Raw genomic sequence first — 15,449 nt, forward strand, 5'->3', positions numbered from 1 at the left:
CATCGCCGGCGCCGGGCCCTGCCGCGCCGCGCCGACGGGCCGCTAACGCAGGTGGAAGAACGTCATGATCGCCAGACTAGCGCCCGATCCCCGTCGGCTTCACCCGATTTGCGGGCGGTAGGGGGCGGTGGGGAGGCCGCGGACCGAGGCGGGGGCGGCGAGGACGCGCCCGTCGGCGGGGCCGGGGGAGTCGAGGCCGTAGGCGGCGGTCGTGACCAGCACGCGGTACGGCGGCCGCGGGGACAGGCACACGCTCGTGGGCTGCACGGCCGGGACCGGCAGGACGGCGAGGAGTTCGCCGGACGGCGCGTACCGGTGGACGGCCGAGGCGCCCCAGACCGCCGACCACACGCAGCCCTCGGCGTCGACGGCCATCCCGTCCGGGGAGCCGCCCGACACGCGGGCGAACACCTCCCGCTCGCCCGGGGCGCCGGACGCCGGGTCGACCGGGACGCGGTAGATCACCCCGCGCGGGCTGTCGGCGAGGTACATCGCCGTGCCGTCGGGCGTGAACACCGGGCCGTTCGGCACGGTCAGGCCGTCCATCACCCGGTGCACGGACCCGTCGCGGTCCGCGCGGTAGAGGGAGCCCGCGCCCTCCGTGCCGTCGTAGGCCATCGACCCCGCCCAGAACCGGCCGGACGGGTCGGCCGCGCCGTCGTTCATCCGCATCGGCGTCGGCGCGCCGTCCTCGGGGCGGGCGAGCCACTCGGGGGCGGCGCGCTCCCGCAGCAGGACGACGCCCGTGCCGGCCGCCGCGATCCAGCCGTCCCCGGCGGGCGCGACGGCGCCGAGCGGGAACGGGACGGACGCCGCGAGGGTAGGGGGTTCGAGCCGGTACAGGTTCCCGGCGAGGAGGTCGACGGCCACGAAGCCGCCGCCGACGGCGCGCAGGCCCTCGCCGAGTTCCCACGGGCCCGCACCGGGCAGCGGGGTGAACGGTCCGGCGGTCATCGCAGCGCGGCTCCTTCGGGCAGGCCGGCGAGGTCGAGCTCGTCGCGGCGGGGGAGCCCCTCCCAGTCGCCGCGGCTCTGCACGGCGAACGCGCCGACCGTGTGGGCCCGGACGAGCCGGGCTTCGGCGCCGAGGCCGTCGAGCAGCCCGGAGAGGTATCCGGCGACGAACCCGTCCCCGGCGCCGACCGAGTCGACCGGGCGGACGCGCCGCGCGGGGACCGCGCGGGTGCCCTCGGCGGTGTGCGAGCGGGCCTCGGCGCCGTCCTTGACGACGACCTCGCGGACGCCGCCCGCGAGGAGCCTTTCGGGGTCGCCGACCAGCGGGAGTTCGTCGGGCGACGCGACGACGTGGTCGGCGCGGGCGGCGAGCGGGGCGAGGACCGCGGCGGCGTCGTCCCGGGACCAGAGCCGCTCGCGGTGGTTGACGTCGAGGCTGACGCGGGCGCCGCGGGCGCGGGCGAGGTCGCACGCGGCGGCGACGGCGTCGCGGCACGACCGGCCGAGCGCGGGGGTGATGCCGGTGACGTGGACGATCGCGGGTTCGACGGCGAGGGCGGCGACGTCGTCCGGGCCCAGCCGCGACCCGGCGGAGCCGTCCCGGAAGTACTGGACGCGCGTCACGTCGGGCAGCCGCTGCTCGAACATGATGACGCCCGTGGGGGCGGCGGGGTCGCGCCGGACGCCGGAGACGTCGACGCCTTCGGCCCGCAGGGTGCGGGTGACGAGGTGGCCGGGCTCGTCCGTCCCGACGCGCCCGGCCCACGCGGCGGCGTGGCCGAGGCGGGCGAGCCCGATCGCGACGTTGCTCTCCGCGCCCGCGATGCTCGTCGCGAACCCGGCGCCGAGGCGGATCGGGCCCGCGGCGCGCAGGGCCATCATCGTCTCGCCGAGGGTGAGGACGTCGACCCGGGTCACGGCCGCACCGCCGCGGTGAACGCGCGGGCGCGGCGGCGCAGCGCGTCGAGGTCGCCGCCGTGGGGGGCGTCCCCGCACAGCGGCGAGCCGACGCCGACCGCGACCGCGCCGAGCGCGAGGTACTCGGCGGCTTCGGCCTCGCCGACCCCGCCGACCGGGACGAACGGGACGTCCGGGAACGGGTCGCGGAGCGCCTTCAGGTAGCCGGGGCCGTGCGCGCTCGCCGGGAACAGCTTCACGGCCGTGGCCCCGGACGCGACGGCGGACGCCGCCTCGGTCGGCGTGAGCGCCCCCGCGAGCACGGGCAGGCCGAGCCGCAGCGCCTCGTCCACGCCGGCGCCGAGCGACGGCGTCACCGCGTACCCGGCGCCCGCGTCCCGCGCCCGCCGCGCGTCGTCCGCCGTGCGGACCGTCCCGGCGCCGACCCGGACGCCCGCGCGCGCGACCTCCTCGATCACCCGCAGCGCGTCGGCGCCGCTGAGCGACACCTCGACCAGCGCGATGCCCTCGTCGGCGAGGGCGAGCGCCGTCCGGACGGACGCCGCGCGGTCCCGGCCGCGCACGATCGCGACCAGCCGGTGCCGCCGCAGGTCGCCGAGCATCCGGTCGGCTGTCGTCTTCTCGTCGTTCACCATTCCGCGTGCCCTCCGTCGGGGTGCCGCCACACCGGCGGCCGCCAGCGGTGCCCGGTCCGCCCGGCGGCGCGCACCGCGTCCTCGTCGATCTCGATGCCCAGGCCGGGCGCGTCCCACCGCTCGATCGAGCCGTGCACGAACGCGAACGGCGACGTGTCGGCCAGGTAGTCGAGCACCTCGGCGCCGTCGTTGTAGTGGATGCCGATGCTCTGCTCCTGGATCAGGAAGTTCGGCGTCGCGAACGCCACCTGCAGGCTCGCCGCCAGCGACAGCGGGCCGAGCGGGCAGTGCGGGGCGAGCAGCGCGCCGTGCGTCTCCGCCAGCGACGCGATCCGCCGCACCTCCGAGATGCCGCCCGCGTGCGACAGGTCGGGCTGCGCCACCGCGATCCCGGCCCGCAGCGCGGGCAGGAAGTCGGTGCGGGAGAACAGCCGCTCGCCGGTCGCGATGGGCGTCACCGTGGCGGCGACGACGTCCCCGAGCCGGTGCGTGTACTCCGGCAGCACCGGTTCCTCGACGAACATCGGCCGGTACGGCTCCAGCAGCGGGACGAGCCGGCGCGCGGCGGCGACGCCGATCCGCCCGTGGAAGTCGACGGCGAAGTCGTTGCCGTCCCCGACCGCGTCCCGGACGGTCGCGACCCGCCGGACGATCGCGTCGATCTCGCGGACCGTGGGGGACGGGCCGACCCGCCCCGACGCGTTGATCTTCACGGCGGTCAGGCCCGCGTCGAGCTGCGCGGCGACGGCCTCGCCGACCTCGCCCGGCTCGTCGCCGCCGACCCAGCCGTACACCCGGACCCGGTCGCGGACGGCGCCGCCGAGGAGCTGGTGCACGGGCGCGCCCAGCGACTTCCCGAGGATGTCCCAGAGCGCCTGGTCGAGGCCCGCGACCGCGCTCGACAGCACGGGCCCGCCCCGGTAGAACGCCGCCTTGGTCATGAGCTGCCACAGCCGCTCGATGCGGCGCGGGTCCTCGCCGAGCAGCAGCTCCGCCACCTCGTCGACGGCGGCGCGCACCGTCTCCGCGCGTCCCTCGACGACGGGCTCGCCCCAGCCGACGAGGCCGTCGTCGGTCTCCACCCGGCAGAACAGCCAGCGGGGCGGCACCAGGAACGTCTCCACTGCGACGATCTTCACGCGGCCCCCTCGGCGGTGCGCCGCCCGACGATCGCGGCGGTCACGCCGACCCCTTGGTGATGCTCCAGCCGCCGTCGACGAACAGCGACGCGCCGGTGACGAACGAGGCGTCCGGTCCGGCGAGGAACGCGATCGCGGCGGCGACCTCCTCCGGGCGGCCGAGGCGGCCCGCGACGGTCTCGGCGGCGCTGCGCTCCCGGTCGTCCTCGCCGATCCCGTCCCACTGCGCGGTGAGCACCGGCCCCGGCAGGACGGCGTTGACCCGCACCCCCGGGCCGTACTCGACGGCGAGCTGCCGGGTCAGCCCGGTCAGCCCCGCCTTCGCCGCCGCGTACGCGGGGCGGGCGGGCAGCCCGAACGCGGCGTGCACGGACGACACCACGACGACCGACGCGCGCGGGCTGCGGCGCAGGTCGTCCAGGACGGCCCGGACGCCGAGGAACGTGCCGGTGAGGGTGACGTCGAGCTGCCGCCGCCACGACTCGAGCGAAACCTCGCCGGCCGCGCCCGGCTCGTAGCGGACGGCGTTGGAGACCAGGACGTCGACCGGGCCGAGCGCCGCGCGGCAGGCGGCCGCGGCCCGCTCCCAGTCGGCGGCGTCGCCGACGTCGCAGCGCACGCCGAGCGCGCCGGGCAGCTCCGCCGCGACGGCCTCGACCTCCGGCGCGACGTCGAGCAGCGCGACGGCGTACCCGTCGGCCGCCAGCCGCCGCGCGGTCGCCGCGCCGATCCCGCCCGCCGCGCCCGTCACGACCGCGACGGGCCGCTCCCCCGCGGACGCCGGCCGTTCCCCCGCAGACGACGTCATCGTCCCCCCGTCTCCATCGTTCGCGTCTCCTCGCTCTCCGCGTCGCTCTCCGCGTCCGGCGCGCGTTCCACGCCCACCCGGACGGCGAGCGACGTCGCCCCGCCGGGCCCGATCGGCTCCCAGGGGCCGAGCGCCTCGCACTCGACGATCCGGTCCGGCGGGTTCAGCCCACCGAGGTGGTCCAGCGGCCGGGGCAGCGGGTGCTCCATCCACACCTCGGCGCGCGACCCGCCGTCGGGGTAGGCGGCCCCGTCGCGGACGCCGAAGTCCATCGTCAGCCGCCGCCCCGCGCGGGTGTAGGCCAGCCGCCCGGTGGCGCCGGGGAAGCCGAGCTTGCCGACGGCGTCCTGGGCCGGCACCTCGATCGCGTCCGGGCCGGGACGCGTCCACGCCGGCGCGGCCGTCCCGACCGCGAGCTCGACCGGGTCGGCGGAGCCCGGGGCGACCTCGACCCGGACCGTCCCGCCGCCCGGGTACTGGGCGACGTTCCACAGCGCCCACCGCACCGGCGCGGCCGTCTCGTTGACCGCCGTCAGCCGCAGGTCGTAGGCGGCCCCGGCGGCGAGCCGGATCTCCCGCCGCAGCCGCAGCCCCGTCCGCGGGTCGTGCTCGCTGGTCAGCGTCACCGCCGCGAACCCCGGACCGGTCCGGACGTCCGCCCCGTACGGGCCCGAGTCCAGCACCGGGTCCGGCGGCCCCGCCCATTCGGCGTCCGACGACCAGCCCTGCGGCGCCGGCCAGGTCTTGTCGCCGCCGTAGTTGCGCCAGTTCGCCATCGGCCCGGACGTGCGCGCGGGCCGGTGCCCGCCGACCGGGTGCAGCCGGTCGTCCAGCAGGGCGGGGTTGCGCCACAGCAGCTCCTCGCCCTCATGGACGAGCGCGAGCAGCCGCCCGCCGAGCGCCGGGACGATCCCGAGCCGCAGCACCCCGTTGTCGAGCCACACGACCTCGTACGGGCCGGATGCGTCGGTCCGGACTTCCGTCATGAGGCGTCCGGCACGAGGACGACCTTGCCCTTGCTGCTCCCGGCGGCGAGCGCGTACGCCTCGTCCGCGCGGGAGAACCCGAAGACGTCGCTGACGACCTTCTCCGGCCGCAGCCCCCAGCCGACCAGGTTGCGCGCCAGCTCGCTCATCGCGGGCAGCGACGTCACCCAGGACGCGTGGATCGTGAGCTGCTTGTGCAGGAGCGTGTCCGACACCTCGGTCACCAGGTCGCCGCCCTCGCCGACGAGGGACACGTGCCCCCACTCGGCGGCCGCCTCCAGCGCGAGGCTCCGGCCCGGCCGCGAGCCCGAGCAGTCGATGGTGACGGCGGCGCCGCCGCGCCCGGTGAGGTCCGCGACGGCGCCGGCCGCGCGGTCGTCCGCCGGGAGCGTCGCGTCGAACACGCCGAGCCCGTCCGCCCACGCGCGCCGCGCCTCCGACGGCTCGACGCCGATGACCCGGCGCGCGCCCATCCCGCGGCCGATCATCCCGGCGGCGAGGCCGACCGGGCCGAGCCCGACGACGAGCAGGTCGGCGTCGCCGCTGACGCCCGCGCGCCGCAGCCCCTCGTAGGCGGTGCCGAACCCGCAGGCGACGAGCGCCCCGTCCACGTACGACAGCTCGTCCGGCAGCGGCACGCACGTCCGCTCCTCCGCGAGCAGGTACGGGGCGTGCCCGCCGTCGCGCTGCCACCCGTACGACTCGCGCCCGGCGCCGCAGCTGATGTAGTGCCCGCGGCGGCAGTTGTCGCACAGGCCGCAGCCCACGATGTGGTACACGATCACGCGGTCGCCGACGCCGAAGCGCCGCACCCCCGGGCCGGCCGCGACGATCCGGCCGGACGGCTCGTGCCCCGCGACCACGCCGCGGTAGGCGGGGCCGTCGACGCCCCGGTACCCCTTGTACTCGCGGTAGATGAAGCCGATGTCGCTGCCGCAGATCCCGGACGCGCCGATCTCGATCAGCACCTGCCCGGGGCCCGGCTCCGGCACCGGGTACGCGCGGAGCACGGCCGTCGAGTCGCCGGGCAGGAAGACGCCCCGCATCGTTCGTTCCATGGAGAGCACCCCCGGTTCTCAGGCCGCCGCGTTCGCCCGGCCGCGCCGCGCGACGAGCACGTTGATCAGCACGGCGCCGACGATGATCACGCCGCGCACCACGTTCTGCAGGAAGGAGTCGACGCCGAGCAGCACGAGCCCGTTGCCGATGACGGTGATGAACACGACGCCGAGCAGGGTGCCGAGCATCCCGCCGCGGCCCCCGGCGAGCGCCGTCCCGCCGATCACCACGGCCGCGATCACGTCGAACTCCAGGCCGGACGCCGCGCCGCCGCTGCCGGAGCCGAGCCGGGCGGCGAGCAGCACGCCGGTGATCGCCGACAGCAGCCCGGTCGTCGCGAACAGCAGCACCCGGACGCGGGTCAGGTCGATGCCCGCGAGCCGCGCGGCCGCCGCGTTGCCGCCGATCGTGTAAATCGACCGCCCGTACGCGGTGAACTTCGCGATGTAGGCGAACACGGCGAACAGGACGAGCATTACGATCGCGGACGTCGGGACGCCGAGGACGTCGCCGCCCAGCACGTCGAACAGGCCGCTGTCGGGGAGCGTCACCGGCAGCGCGTCCGTCAGGTACAGGCCGAGGCCGCCGAGGACGCTCCACAGGCCGAGCGTCGTGATGAACGACGGCACGTCGAACGCGGCGCGCAGCCAGCCCGCCAGCGCGCCCCACGCGACGCCGAGGGCGAGCGTCACCGCGATGGCGCCCACGGGGCCGAGCCCCCACTCGGTCGCGCCCTTCGCGACCAGCACCGACGCGAACGCCGTCGCCGGGCCGACGCTGATGTCGATCTCCCCGGCGATGATCACCAGCGTGACGCCCCACGCGGCGATGCCGACGGACGCGGCGTCCCGCAGGATGCCGAGCTGGTTGTCCAGCGTCAGGAACCCCGCGGCCGAGCTCGTCAGCGCCGCGTACAGGACGACGATGGCGACCAGCAGCCCGATCTCGTTCAACTGGTGCGCCCGGCCCTGGAGCAGGCGCGCCGCGCCGCCGCCGGTGCGCGCCCCGCCGGGCGGGGCGGTCTGCGTGGTGGTCATGGGTCTCTCCTCGTTGTTCCGGCGGCCGCTCACGCGGCCATGGCGGCGGACAGGACGGCGTCGACGGTCACGTCGTCGCCGGCGAACTCGGCCGCGACCGTCCCGCCGCGCAGCGCGATCACGCGGTCGCACACCAGCGGCAGCTCTTCCAGCTCCCCCGACACGAACAGCACGGCGGCGCCCTGGTCGGCCAGCTCCCGGACCAGCCGGTAGATGCCCTCCTTGGCCTCGACGTCGACGCCGCGGGTCGGCTCGTCCAGCAGCAGGATCCGGCTGCCCGCGTGCAGCCACCGGCCGATCACGGCCTTCTGCTGGTTGCCGCCGCTGAGCGTGGCGATGGGGGAGCGGCCGGACGCGGTCCGGATCGACAGCCGCTCGATCAGCCCGCGCGCGACCCGGTCGACCTTCGCGGGGACGACGGACGTCCCGCTGCTGACCGCCCGGAAGTCCGACATCACCATGTTCTCGCCGACGCCGAGCAGCGGGACGATCGCCTCGCCCTTGCGGTCCTCGGGCGTCAGGCCGACGCCGCGCCGCTTCATCGCCGCCGCCGTGACGCGCGGCACCGCGCGGCCCTCGATCCGGACCGTCCCGGCGGCGGCCGGGTCGAACCCGGCGATCGCCCGCAGGATCTCGGTGCGTCCGGACCCCATCAGCCCCGCCAGCCCCAGGATCTCCCCCGGGTACAGGTCGAACGACACCTCGGTGACCTTCGGCGGCACCCGCAGCCCCGACACCGACAGCAGCGGGACGCCGTCCCGCCGCACGTCCCGCGACGGCGGGCGCACCGCGGCCTCGTAGGCCGAGCCGAGCATCATCGCGACGGCCTCCTCGGTGGAGGTGGCCGCCATGTCGACCGTCCCGACGACCTCGCCGTTCCGCATGATCGTCGCGGTGCGGGCGATCCGCCGGATCTCGTCCAGCCGGTGGCTGACGTAGACCACCGCGACGCCGTCCGCCGCGATCCGCCGCACCGCCTCGAGGACGATCTCGACCTCGGCGGCGGCGAGCGCGCTCGTCGGCTCGTCCAGGATCAGCAGCTTCGGGTCGCGGCGCACGGCCCGGCAGATCTCCACGAGCTGCTGCTCGGCCAGCGGCAGCGCGCCGACGCGGGCGTCGGGGGAGACCGCCAGCCCCAGCCGGTCGAAGACCTCGCGGGCGGCGGCGCGCATCGCGGCGTGGTCGACGCGGCCCGCCGCCGTCCGCGGCCAGGCGCCGAGGAACAGGTTCTCCGCCGCGGTCATGCCCGGCACGAGGCTCAGCTCCTGGTGGACGGTCCGCACGCCGAGCTCCCCGGCGCGGCGGACGCCGCCGTCGCCGAGCGCGGCGCCGCCGATCTCGACGGTGCCCGCGTCGGCGCGCTCCACCCCGGACAGCACCTTGATCAGCGTGGACTTCCCGGCCCCGTTGCGGCCGAGCAGCGCCCGGACCTCCCCGGGCTCGATCTCCAGGCTCGCCCCCGTCAGGGCCCGGACGCCCGGGTAGTGCCTGGTGACGTCGGCGACGCGCAGCAGCGGCGTGCTCATGGCGCTCCTTCTCTCCTCGGACGGGACGACGACGGCGTGCGGCGCGCGGCCGGCCTACGGGATGCCATCGGGGTGCTCCCGCATCCAGCGGGCCCCGTCCCGCGGGCCGAGGTAGCGGTCGACGGGCGCCGGGACGATGAGGTCCGCGGGCGGGTTCCCCGCGAGGACGTTCGCGACGGCCTCGCCCGCCAGCCGTCCGACCTTGATGCCGGAGATGTCGGCGACGCCCTTGAGGACGCGGCCGTCCTGCAGCTTCCCGGCCGCCTCGACGGACATGTCCCCGCCGAACACCGCGACCCGCCCGGTCTTGCCGCGCGCCTCGACGGCCCGCACGGCGCCGAGCATCTGCGACCCGGCCTCGCCGTAGAAGGCGTCGATGTCCGGGTGCGCGGTGAGGAGCTGCTCGCCGCGCTGCACGGCCTCGTCCATCGTGAGGCCCTGCTGGTTCGCGACGATCTTCGCGCCGGGCACGGCGGCGGTCAGCGCCTTCTCGAAGCCCTGCCGGCGCTGGATGCAGACCTCGAACTGCTCGCAGTTGATGACGCCGACCTTCGGGTCGGCGATCCCGGCGGCGCGGAAGTGCGCGGCCATCTGCTCGCCGCTGACCCGCCCGAACTCGAACGGGTCGCCGAGCACGAAGGCGTCCACGTACTCGCGCGCGGCGGCGTCCTCGACGCAGGTGTTGTAGCAGATCACCGGCACGCCGCTCTCGTGGGCGAGGCGCAGCGCCGGGATGGACGCGGTGGCCGAGGCGGGCGACACGACGAGCGCGTCGACCTTCGCGGAGCTCATCGTGTTGACGAACGAGCTCTCCTTGGCGGGGTCGGACTGGATGTTGGTCTGGACGAGCTGCGGCCGGTCCGCCCCCTGCCCGAGCACCCCGCCGAGCCCCCGTTCGACCCCGGCGTAGTAGCCCTCGGCGTTGAGGTAGACGACGCCGATGCGGCCGTTCTCGCCCACCCTGTCGCAGGCGGCCGTGACCGCCAGTACCAGAGCCGCGAGCAGGGCCGGCACGAGCACTGCCCGGCCGACCGGCCGCCTGCGGCGCTTGGCATGGTTCATCGACGTTCTCCTCGTTCCCGGCTGCCCGGATCGTTCCCGGATGCCCGCTGACCTTGTCTAATGCCTCTCCGGCGGCCCTGTCAATATTAATTCATAATTTATGGATAGTCTGGTCACCGTTAGAGTGCTCGCCGGACGACCAGGAAGGACCGCCGCACGTGGTGCACTACTCGGAGCGAGGGCTGCACGGCCAGACGGTGCAGGAGATCGCGCGCCGCATCCTGACCGGGGAGCTGGAGCCCGGCGACACGATCGACGTGGCGGCCCTCGGCGCCGAGCTCGACCTCAGCCTGACCGCGCTGCGCGAGGCCCTGAAGGTGCTCGCCGCGAAGGGGCTGGTCGCGTCCCGGCAGAAGCGCGGCACCTTCGTCCGCCCCCGGGCGGACTGGAGCCTGCTCGACCCGGACGTCATCCGCTGGCAGTTCGCCAACCGCAACGACCAGGCGTTCCTGGCGAACCTCGCCGAGGTCCGCGGCATCATCGAGCCGCAGGCCGCCCGCCTCGCCGCGCTCCGCCGCACCGCCGACGACCTCGCCGCCCTCGACGGCGCGCTGCGCGCCATGGCGGAGGCCGACGGCGACATCGCCCTCGCCGTCCAGGCCGACCTCGACTTCCACCGCGCCCTGCTCACCGCGACCCACAACGAGCTGCTGCAGCGCATGGAGGTCGTGATCGAGGTCGGGCTCGCCGAGCGGGACCGGCTCGTCCACGGCGTCCGCCGGCACGACGACCCGGTGCCCAGCCACCGCGCCGTCCTCGACGCCGTCCACGCCGCCGCCCCCGACGACGCCGAGCGCGCCATGCGCGACCTGCTCGCCAAGGCCGCCCGCGACCTCGACACCCTCGACCGCGACTGATCCAGCGTCGAGATCAGCCGAGTGTCCCTCCGCGAGAGTCCTCGGCGAACGGTATCCAGCCGTGCGGCACGGCCGGAGCCCGTAGACTCGGCCAAAGGTATTGCGGGCAGGAGAAGCGCTGAGGAGGGGCGGAGTGACAGCTGATCCACTCGAGCACGGCCCACTCGACCCGGAGGAGATCCTGCGTCGGCTGCCTCATGAAGAGCGGGACCGGTTCGTCCACGAATACCGGAGCGCTCTCGACGCCGCGCATGAGATCTGGCGTTTCCGGCAGCTGCAGGAGGTGCTGCGGCTGTGGCACCTCCGGGCGGTCGCCTACGCTCAACCCGACTTCAAGGAGCGGGCGGAGCAGGCTCGTGCGGGGACCGGCGACTTCATCTCGGCGGATGAGGCATTTCCGGAGTGGGCGGCCAGGCGCAGGGACGGTTCTCGTTGAGCTTCCGCGTCGAGCTCCACGCAACGGCGCTCGCTCAAATCGGTGGATTGCCGACCGACGCCTTCGATGAGCTGGTGTCCGCGCTGGCCGACGTCTGTGAACGTCCCTGGGACGCCATGGCCGCTTAGACGGGGGAGCCGGAGTTCCGCCAAGTCATCTTCGGTGGGCTCGGTCTGGTCTCTTTCTACGTCGACGACACGGCCGGAATCATCTGGGTCTTCGACATCACCTGGGCGGGCTGACCGCCGCGGGCGACGTCCTGCTGCTGCGGACGGGCGCCTCCCCCTGCAGCGGCGCGGCGCCGACGTCGGGCCGGGCCGGTCGCCGGGCCACACCTGGGAGTGCGCCCGCTGGCTCCGCGACATGGGCCTGCTCCTCGGCGAGATGTTCGACTTCGAGGACCTCGCCGCCGACTGCGCCGCCGACGGCGTCCACGAGGTCCTGTTCACCGCGTCCCCCCTGAACGTCCCGTACGCGGTCGGCTCCCCCCTCAACCCGATCGCCGTCAAGTGACGGGGGCGGCGGGACGGGGTGGGGCGGGGGCGCGGAGGGCGGTGAGGCAGAAGCGCCACACGTTGTCGGCGAGGAGCCGCCGGTCCGGCGGATCGGCCATGCCGATGATCAGCGACAGGAACGAGTTCGTCACCATCGACGTGATGATGTGGACGTCCCAGTCGAGGTCCGCCGGGGCCAGCAGGCCCGCGTCGGACGCCTCCACGATCAGCTCGCGCATCAGCGCCTCGTACGCGCGGCCCGTCGCGGCGATCGTCTCCGGGCTGGTCGCGGCGATCCGCACGTGCTCGTGCGCGATGACCCGGCTGAGCGCCTCGTTCTCCCGGTGCCACTCCAGCGGGCGGGTCACCGCGAGCCGCAGCCGCTCGAGGGGGTCGTCCGTGCTGGTCAGGACGTGGTCGCGGATGCGCGGCGTCGAGTCGGTGACGATCGTGGTGAAGACCGTCCGGAGGAACTCCTCCTTGTTGGCGAAGCAGCGGTAGAACGTCTTGATCGCCACGCCCGCGCGGCGGACGAGCTCCTCGATCGTGTACGAGGAGTCGCCGTGCTCCAGCAGCAGCCGGTGGCCGGCGGTGACGAGCTTCGCCCGCGGGCCGACGAACGTTCCCGGGCGGGGACGCGCGGTGGCGTCGCGCTCGACGCGTTCCGCCCAGCCTGGCTCCAACGTCACCCGGAAAGGCTACCGCGCGGCCGATCACGGGCCGGGCGAAAGACCGGAAGCACGACATCCGGGGCGATCTCCTCGAACGCCACCTCCAGCCGCATCCCGATCTCCAGCCGTTCCGCGCCGAGCACCGTCGCGTGGACGAGCGGTCCCTCGTCCAGCTCCACCAGCGCGACGTTCGGCGGCGCGCCCGCGAACGACGTCGCGTACCGCTGGTGGACGACCGTCCAGGTGACGAGCGCGCCGCGCCCGCTCGCGTCCGTCCAGGCCATCGGCGCGGCGCCGTGCCGCGGGCAGGCGCCGGCGGGCCACACCGCGTGCCCGCACGTCCCGCAGCGCATCACCAGGTACCGGCCGTCCCGGCACGCCGCCCAGAACTCGGCGTCCGCCGCGTCCGGCGCGACGTCCCCGGGGAACGGCCGCGGCGCCCCGCTCCCGCTCACCGGGCCCTCCCGAGGACGAGCGAGACGTGCGCCCACGAGCCGTGCACGCCGCCGTTGCCGCCGCTGCCGCTCACCAGGCACAGCTCCGCGTCCGGCACCTGGCCGGTCGGCGCGTCGCCCCGAATCTGCATGATCCCCTCCGACAGCGGGGTGAAGCCGGTCGCGTAGAAACCCGAGTGCTGCCCGCCCCCGGTGTTCGTGGGCAGCGTCCCGCCGGGCCCGGTGCGCCCCTCGCGGACGAACGCGGGCGCCTCGCCCGGCCCGCAGAACCCGTACTCCTCCAGCTGCAGGAGGGTGGCGATCGTGAACGGCGCGTAGAGCTGCGCGACGTCGATGTCGTCCGGGCCGACGCCCGCCTGGCCGAACGCGCGCGGGGCGGCGTCCGGGAGCGCCCCGAACCGGCCCGCCATCGTCCCGTCCCACCAGTTCGCGATGTTGTGGCCGGTGCCCGCGCCGAGCACGGCGACGGGCGCGCCCGCGCAGTCCGCCGCCCGCTCCGCCGTGGTGACGACGACGGCGGCGCCGCCGTCGGTCGGCCGCGAGCAGTCGAGCAGCCGCAGCGGGTCGACGATCATCCGGGACGCCTGGTGGTCGGCGACCGTGATCGGCGCGCCGTACCCGACGGCGCCCGGCCGGACGCTGCCGTAGCCGCGCTCCACGACGGCGACCTCGGCGAGGTCCGCCGAGGTCGCGCCGTGCGCGTCGAGGTACCGGCGGGCGGCCATCGCGTAGACCGCGCCCGGCCCGACCAGCCCGTACAGGTACGGGTAGCCGTAGCTGTACCCGCCGATGTCCGACCTGCCGCCGCCACCGCGGTGGGGTTCCAGCCGGGGCGCCGCCCCGGTGAAGGCCTCCCCGTAGACGCTGAGGACGTACTCGGCCTGCCCGCTCGCGAGCAGCCCCGCCGCGACGACCACCGAGAGGGCGGGCGTCGCGCCGCCCGACATCAGCGCGAACGACGAGCGCGGCGACAGGCCCGCGTACCGCAGGTCCTCGGGCAGCGCGCCGAAGCAGATGACGGTGTCGATCCGCTCGCGGGGCACGCCCGCGTCCGCGAGCGCGGCGTCGATCGCCCGCCGCCGCAGCTCCCGGGGGGAGATCCCGAGCCGGCGCCCCTGCTCGGTCAGGCCGAGCCCCACGATGGCGGCGCCGGTCACGCGGTCCCGCCGGGCGCCGGGAGCGCGGCGGTGTCCGCGGGCGTGAACTCGAACAGCCGCTCGGCGTTGCCGCGCAGGATCTTGTACTGGGTCTCGGCCGGCAGCCCGGCCAGCCGCTCGTGCGCGAGCTTGATCGAGTGCGGCCAGGTCGAGTCGGAGTGCGGGTAGTCGGTCTCGATCATCACGTTGTCCTCGCCGATGAGGTCGAGGTTGCGCAGCCCCGCGATGTCGTCGATGAAGCACCCGTAGACGTGGTCGCGGAACGACTGCCGGATGTCGAAGTTCAGGTAGTCGATCGTCTGCGCGCCGCCGTCCCTGCGCTCCTGCTTGCTGCCCTTGCCGGGGTCGTAGTCGACGCCGCGCTGCACCCAGTACCGCTGCTTGTCGATGACCTGCTCGGCCCGCTCCAGGAAGTACGGGATCCAGCCGATGTTGCCCTCGGCGAGGGAGATCTTGAGGTTCGGGAACCGCTCGAACACGCCGCTGAACAGCCAGTCGAGCATGGTGCCGGACGTCCGCACCGCGCCCCACGACAGGTTCGCCATGAAGGACGTGTCCTTGTTGATGGACGGGATCTGCGACGACGAGCCGACGTGCATGCAGATGACGACGCCGCATTCCTCGGCGGCCTGGAAGAACGGGTCCCAGTAGCGGTCCGGGTCGTTGATGGTGGGCAGGCCGAGCGGTTCGGGGTTCTCGCTGAACGCGACGGCCCGCACGCCCCGTGCGGCGACCCGCCGCACCTCGGCCGCCGCCTTCTGCGGGTCCCACAGCGGGATGAGGGTGAGCGGGATGTACCGGCCGGGGGCCGCCGCGCACCACTCGTCGATCATCCAGTTGTTGTACGCCTCGATGCAGGCGAGGCCGAGTTCCTTGTCCGCGCCGCGGTAGAACGTCTGGCCGCAGAACGCGGGGAACGTCGGGAAGGTCATCGAGGCGAGGATCCCGGCCTCGTTCATGTCCTCCGCGCGGGCGACCGGGTCGTAGCAGCCGGGCCGCATCTCGTTGTAGCCGAGCGGCTCGGGGCTGTAGCTGCTCTTGTCGCGGCCGATGCAGGCGGACAGCCCGCTCGCCCGCATCTCGAAGTCGAGGTAGTACCAGGTGCCCTTGCCGTCCGCGTCGATCTCGAGGCGGGGGCCGCGCTCGCGGTGCTTGGCGGGCAGCCAGCGCTGCCACAGGTGGCCCGGCTCCAGGACGTGGTCGTCGACGGAGATCAGCCAGTTCAGGTCGGGAGTCGCTTGCGTCATGACGGGTCG

The 15,449-nt window shown here is 75.1% G+C and carries 17 protein-coding genes; 3 read left to right on the top strand and 14 right to left on the bottom strand.

From position 1 onward, the window contains the following. Positions 1-99: 99 nt before the first annotated feature. The 10 genes from H505_RS0125860 to H505_RS0125905 are packed head-to-tail and all read right to left on the bottom strand — an operon-like array spanning position 100 to position 10,123. Complete coding sequence (locus tag H505_RS0125860; protein WP_051301168.1) at positions 100-954, bottom strand: SMP-30/gluconolactonase/LRE family protein; 855 nt, start codon at positions 952-954, stop codon at positions 100-102. After that, complete coding sequence (locus tag H505_RS0125865; protein WP_026404302.1) at positions 951-1,871, bottom strand: sugar kinase; 921 nt, start codon at positions 1,869-1,871, stop codon at positions 951-953. The genes H505_RS0125860 and H505_RS0125865 overlap by 4 nt, the downstream gene beginning before the upstream one ends. Next, positions 1,868-2,506, bottom strand: coding sequence for a bifunctional 4-hydroxy-2-oxoglutarate aldolase/2-dehydro-3-deoxy-phosphogluconate aldolase (locus H505_RS0125870; protein ID WP_245592631.1), 639 nt, complete (start codon positions 2,504-2,506; stop codon positions 1,868-1,870). The genes H505_RS0125865 and H505_RS0125870 overlap by 4 nt, the downstream gene beginning before the upstream one ends. Further along, the gene (gene dgoD, locus H505_RS0125875; protein ID WP_026404304.1) at positions 2,500-3,645 is read right to left on the bottom strand and encodes a galactonate dehydratase; all 1,146 of its coding nucleotides are present in this window, start codon (positions 3,643-3,645) and stop codon (positions 2,500-2,502) included. Before dgoD ends, H505_RS0125870 begins: the two co-directional genes overlap by 7 nt. Before the next feature lie 40 nt (positions 3,646-3,685). Beyond that, positions 3,686-4,453 carry an SDR family NAD(P)-dependent oxidoreductase gene (locus H505_RS0125880; protein ID WP_051301169.1) on the bottom strand — a complete coding sequence of 256 codons (768 nt, stop codon included), beginning with the start codon at positions 4,451-4,453 and terminating at the stop codon, positions 3,686-3,688. Next, a complete protein-coding gene (locus H505_RS44385; protein WP_051301170.1) occupies positions 4,450-5,439 on the bottom strand; it encodes a DUF4380 domain-containing protein in 990 nt (329 codons plus the stop codon). Before H505_RS44385 ends, H505_RS0125880 begins: the two co-directional genes overlap by 4 nt. Further along, positions 5,436-6,497, bottom strand: coding sequence for a zinc-dependent alcohol dehydrogenase family protein (locus H505_RS0125890; protein WP_026404306.1), 1,062 nt, complete (start codon positions 6,495-6,497; stop codon positions 5,436-5,438). The genes H505_RS44385 and H505_RS0125890 overlap by 4 nt, the downstream gene beginning before the upstream one ends. Positions 6,498-6,515: 18 nt before the next feature. Continuing rightward, positions 6,516-7,535 carry an ABC transporter permease gene (locus H505_RS0125895; protein ID WP_034519849.1) on the bottom strand — a complete coding sequence of 340 codons (1,020 nt, stop codon included), beginning with the start codon at positions 7,533-7,535 and terminating at the stop codon, positions 6,516-6,518. Between the two features lie 29 nt (positions 7,536-7,564). Continuing rightward, positions 7,565-9,061 carry a sugar ABC transporter ATP-binding protein gene (locus tag H505_RS0125900; RefSeq protein WP_026404308.1) on the bottom strand — a complete coding sequence of 499 codons (1,497 nt, stop codon included), beginning with the start codon at positions 9,059-9,061 and terminating at the stop codon, positions 7,565-7,567. A gap of 54 nt (positions 9,062-9,115) precedes the next feature. Then, positions 9,116-10,123, bottom strand: a complete 1,008-nt coding sequence (locus H505_RS0125905) for a substrate-binding domain-containing protein (RefSeq protein ID WP_026404309.1) — start codon at positions 10,121-10,123, stop codon at positions 9,116-9,118. Between the two features lie 158 nt (positions 10,124-10,281). Here H505_RS0125905 and H505_RS0125910 point away from each other — a divergent pair, with 158 nt between their 5' ends. From H505_RS0125910 to H505_RS50060, 3 genes are all read left to right on the top strand, one after another. Next, positions 10,282-10,980: a FadR/GntR family transcriptional regulator gene (locus H505_RS0125910; protein WP_034519851.1), complete on the top strand. Its 699-nt coding sequence runs from the start codon at positions 10,282-10,284 to the stop codon at positions 10,978-10,980. Positions 10,981-11,113: 133 nt separating this feature from the next. Beyond that, positions 11,114-11,416 (top strand): DUF6247 family protein, encoded by a 303-nt coding sequence (locus H505_RS0125915; RefSeq protein ID WP_026404311.1) that lies wholly within the window; start codon positions 11,114-11,116, stop codon positions 11,414-11,416. A gap of 363 nt (positions 11,417-11,779) precedes the next feature. Further along, positions 11,780-11,929 carry a hypothetical protein gene (locus H505_RS50060; RefSeq protein WP_157433127.1) on the top strand — a complete coding sequence of 50 codons (150 nt, stop codon included), beginning with the start codon at positions 11,780-11,782 and terminating at the stop codon, positions 11,927-11,929. Here H505_RS50060 and H505_RS48085 read toward each other — a convergent pair. From H505_RS48085 to H505_RS0125945, 4 genes are read right to left on the bottom strand one after another with little or no spacing between them, the layout of a single operon-like run. After that, positions 11,922-12,599, bottom strand: a complete 678-nt coding sequence (locus tag H505_RS48085) for a TetR/AcrR family transcriptional regulator (protein ID WP_084550821.1) — start codon at positions 12,597-12,599, stop codon at positions 11,922-11,924. The two genes, H505_RS50060 and H505_RS48085, sit on opposite strands and share 8 nt — an antisense overlap. Further along, positions 12,596-13,036: a Zn-ribbon domain-containing OB-fold protein gene (locus tag H505_RS0125935; protein ID WP_026404312.1), complete on the bottom strand. Its 441-nt coding sequence runs from the start codon at positions 13,034-13,036 to the stop codon at positions 12,596-12,598. Before H505_RS0125935 ends, H505_RS48085 begins: the two co-directional genes overlap by 4 nt. Continuing rightward, positions 13,033-14,193: a thiolase family protein gene (locus tag H505_RS0125940; RefSeq protein ID WP_026404313.1), complete on the bottom strand. Its 1,161-nt coding sequence runs from the start codon at positions 14,191-14,193 to the stop codon at positions 13,033-13,035. Before H505_RS0125940 ends, H505_RS0125935 begins: the two co-directional genes overlap by 4 nt. Then, positions 14,190-15,440 carry an amidohydrolase family protein gene (locus H505_RS0125945; RefSeq protein ID WP_026404314.1) on the bottom strand — a complete coding sequence of 417 codons (1,251 nt, stop codon included), beginning with the start codon at positions 15,438-15,440 and terminating at the stop codon, positions 14,190-14,192. Before H505_RS0125945 ends, H505_RS0125940 begins: the two co-directional genes overlap by 4 nt. Between the last annotated feature and the right edge of the window lie 9 nt (positions 15,441-15,449).

Source organism: Actinomadura rifamycini DSM 43936 (assembly GCF_000425065.1).
In the GTDB taxonomy this organism is placed as follows: domain Bacteria; phylum Actinomycetota; class Actinomycetes; order Streptosporangiales; family Streptosporangiaceae; genus Spirillospora; species Spirillospora rifamycini.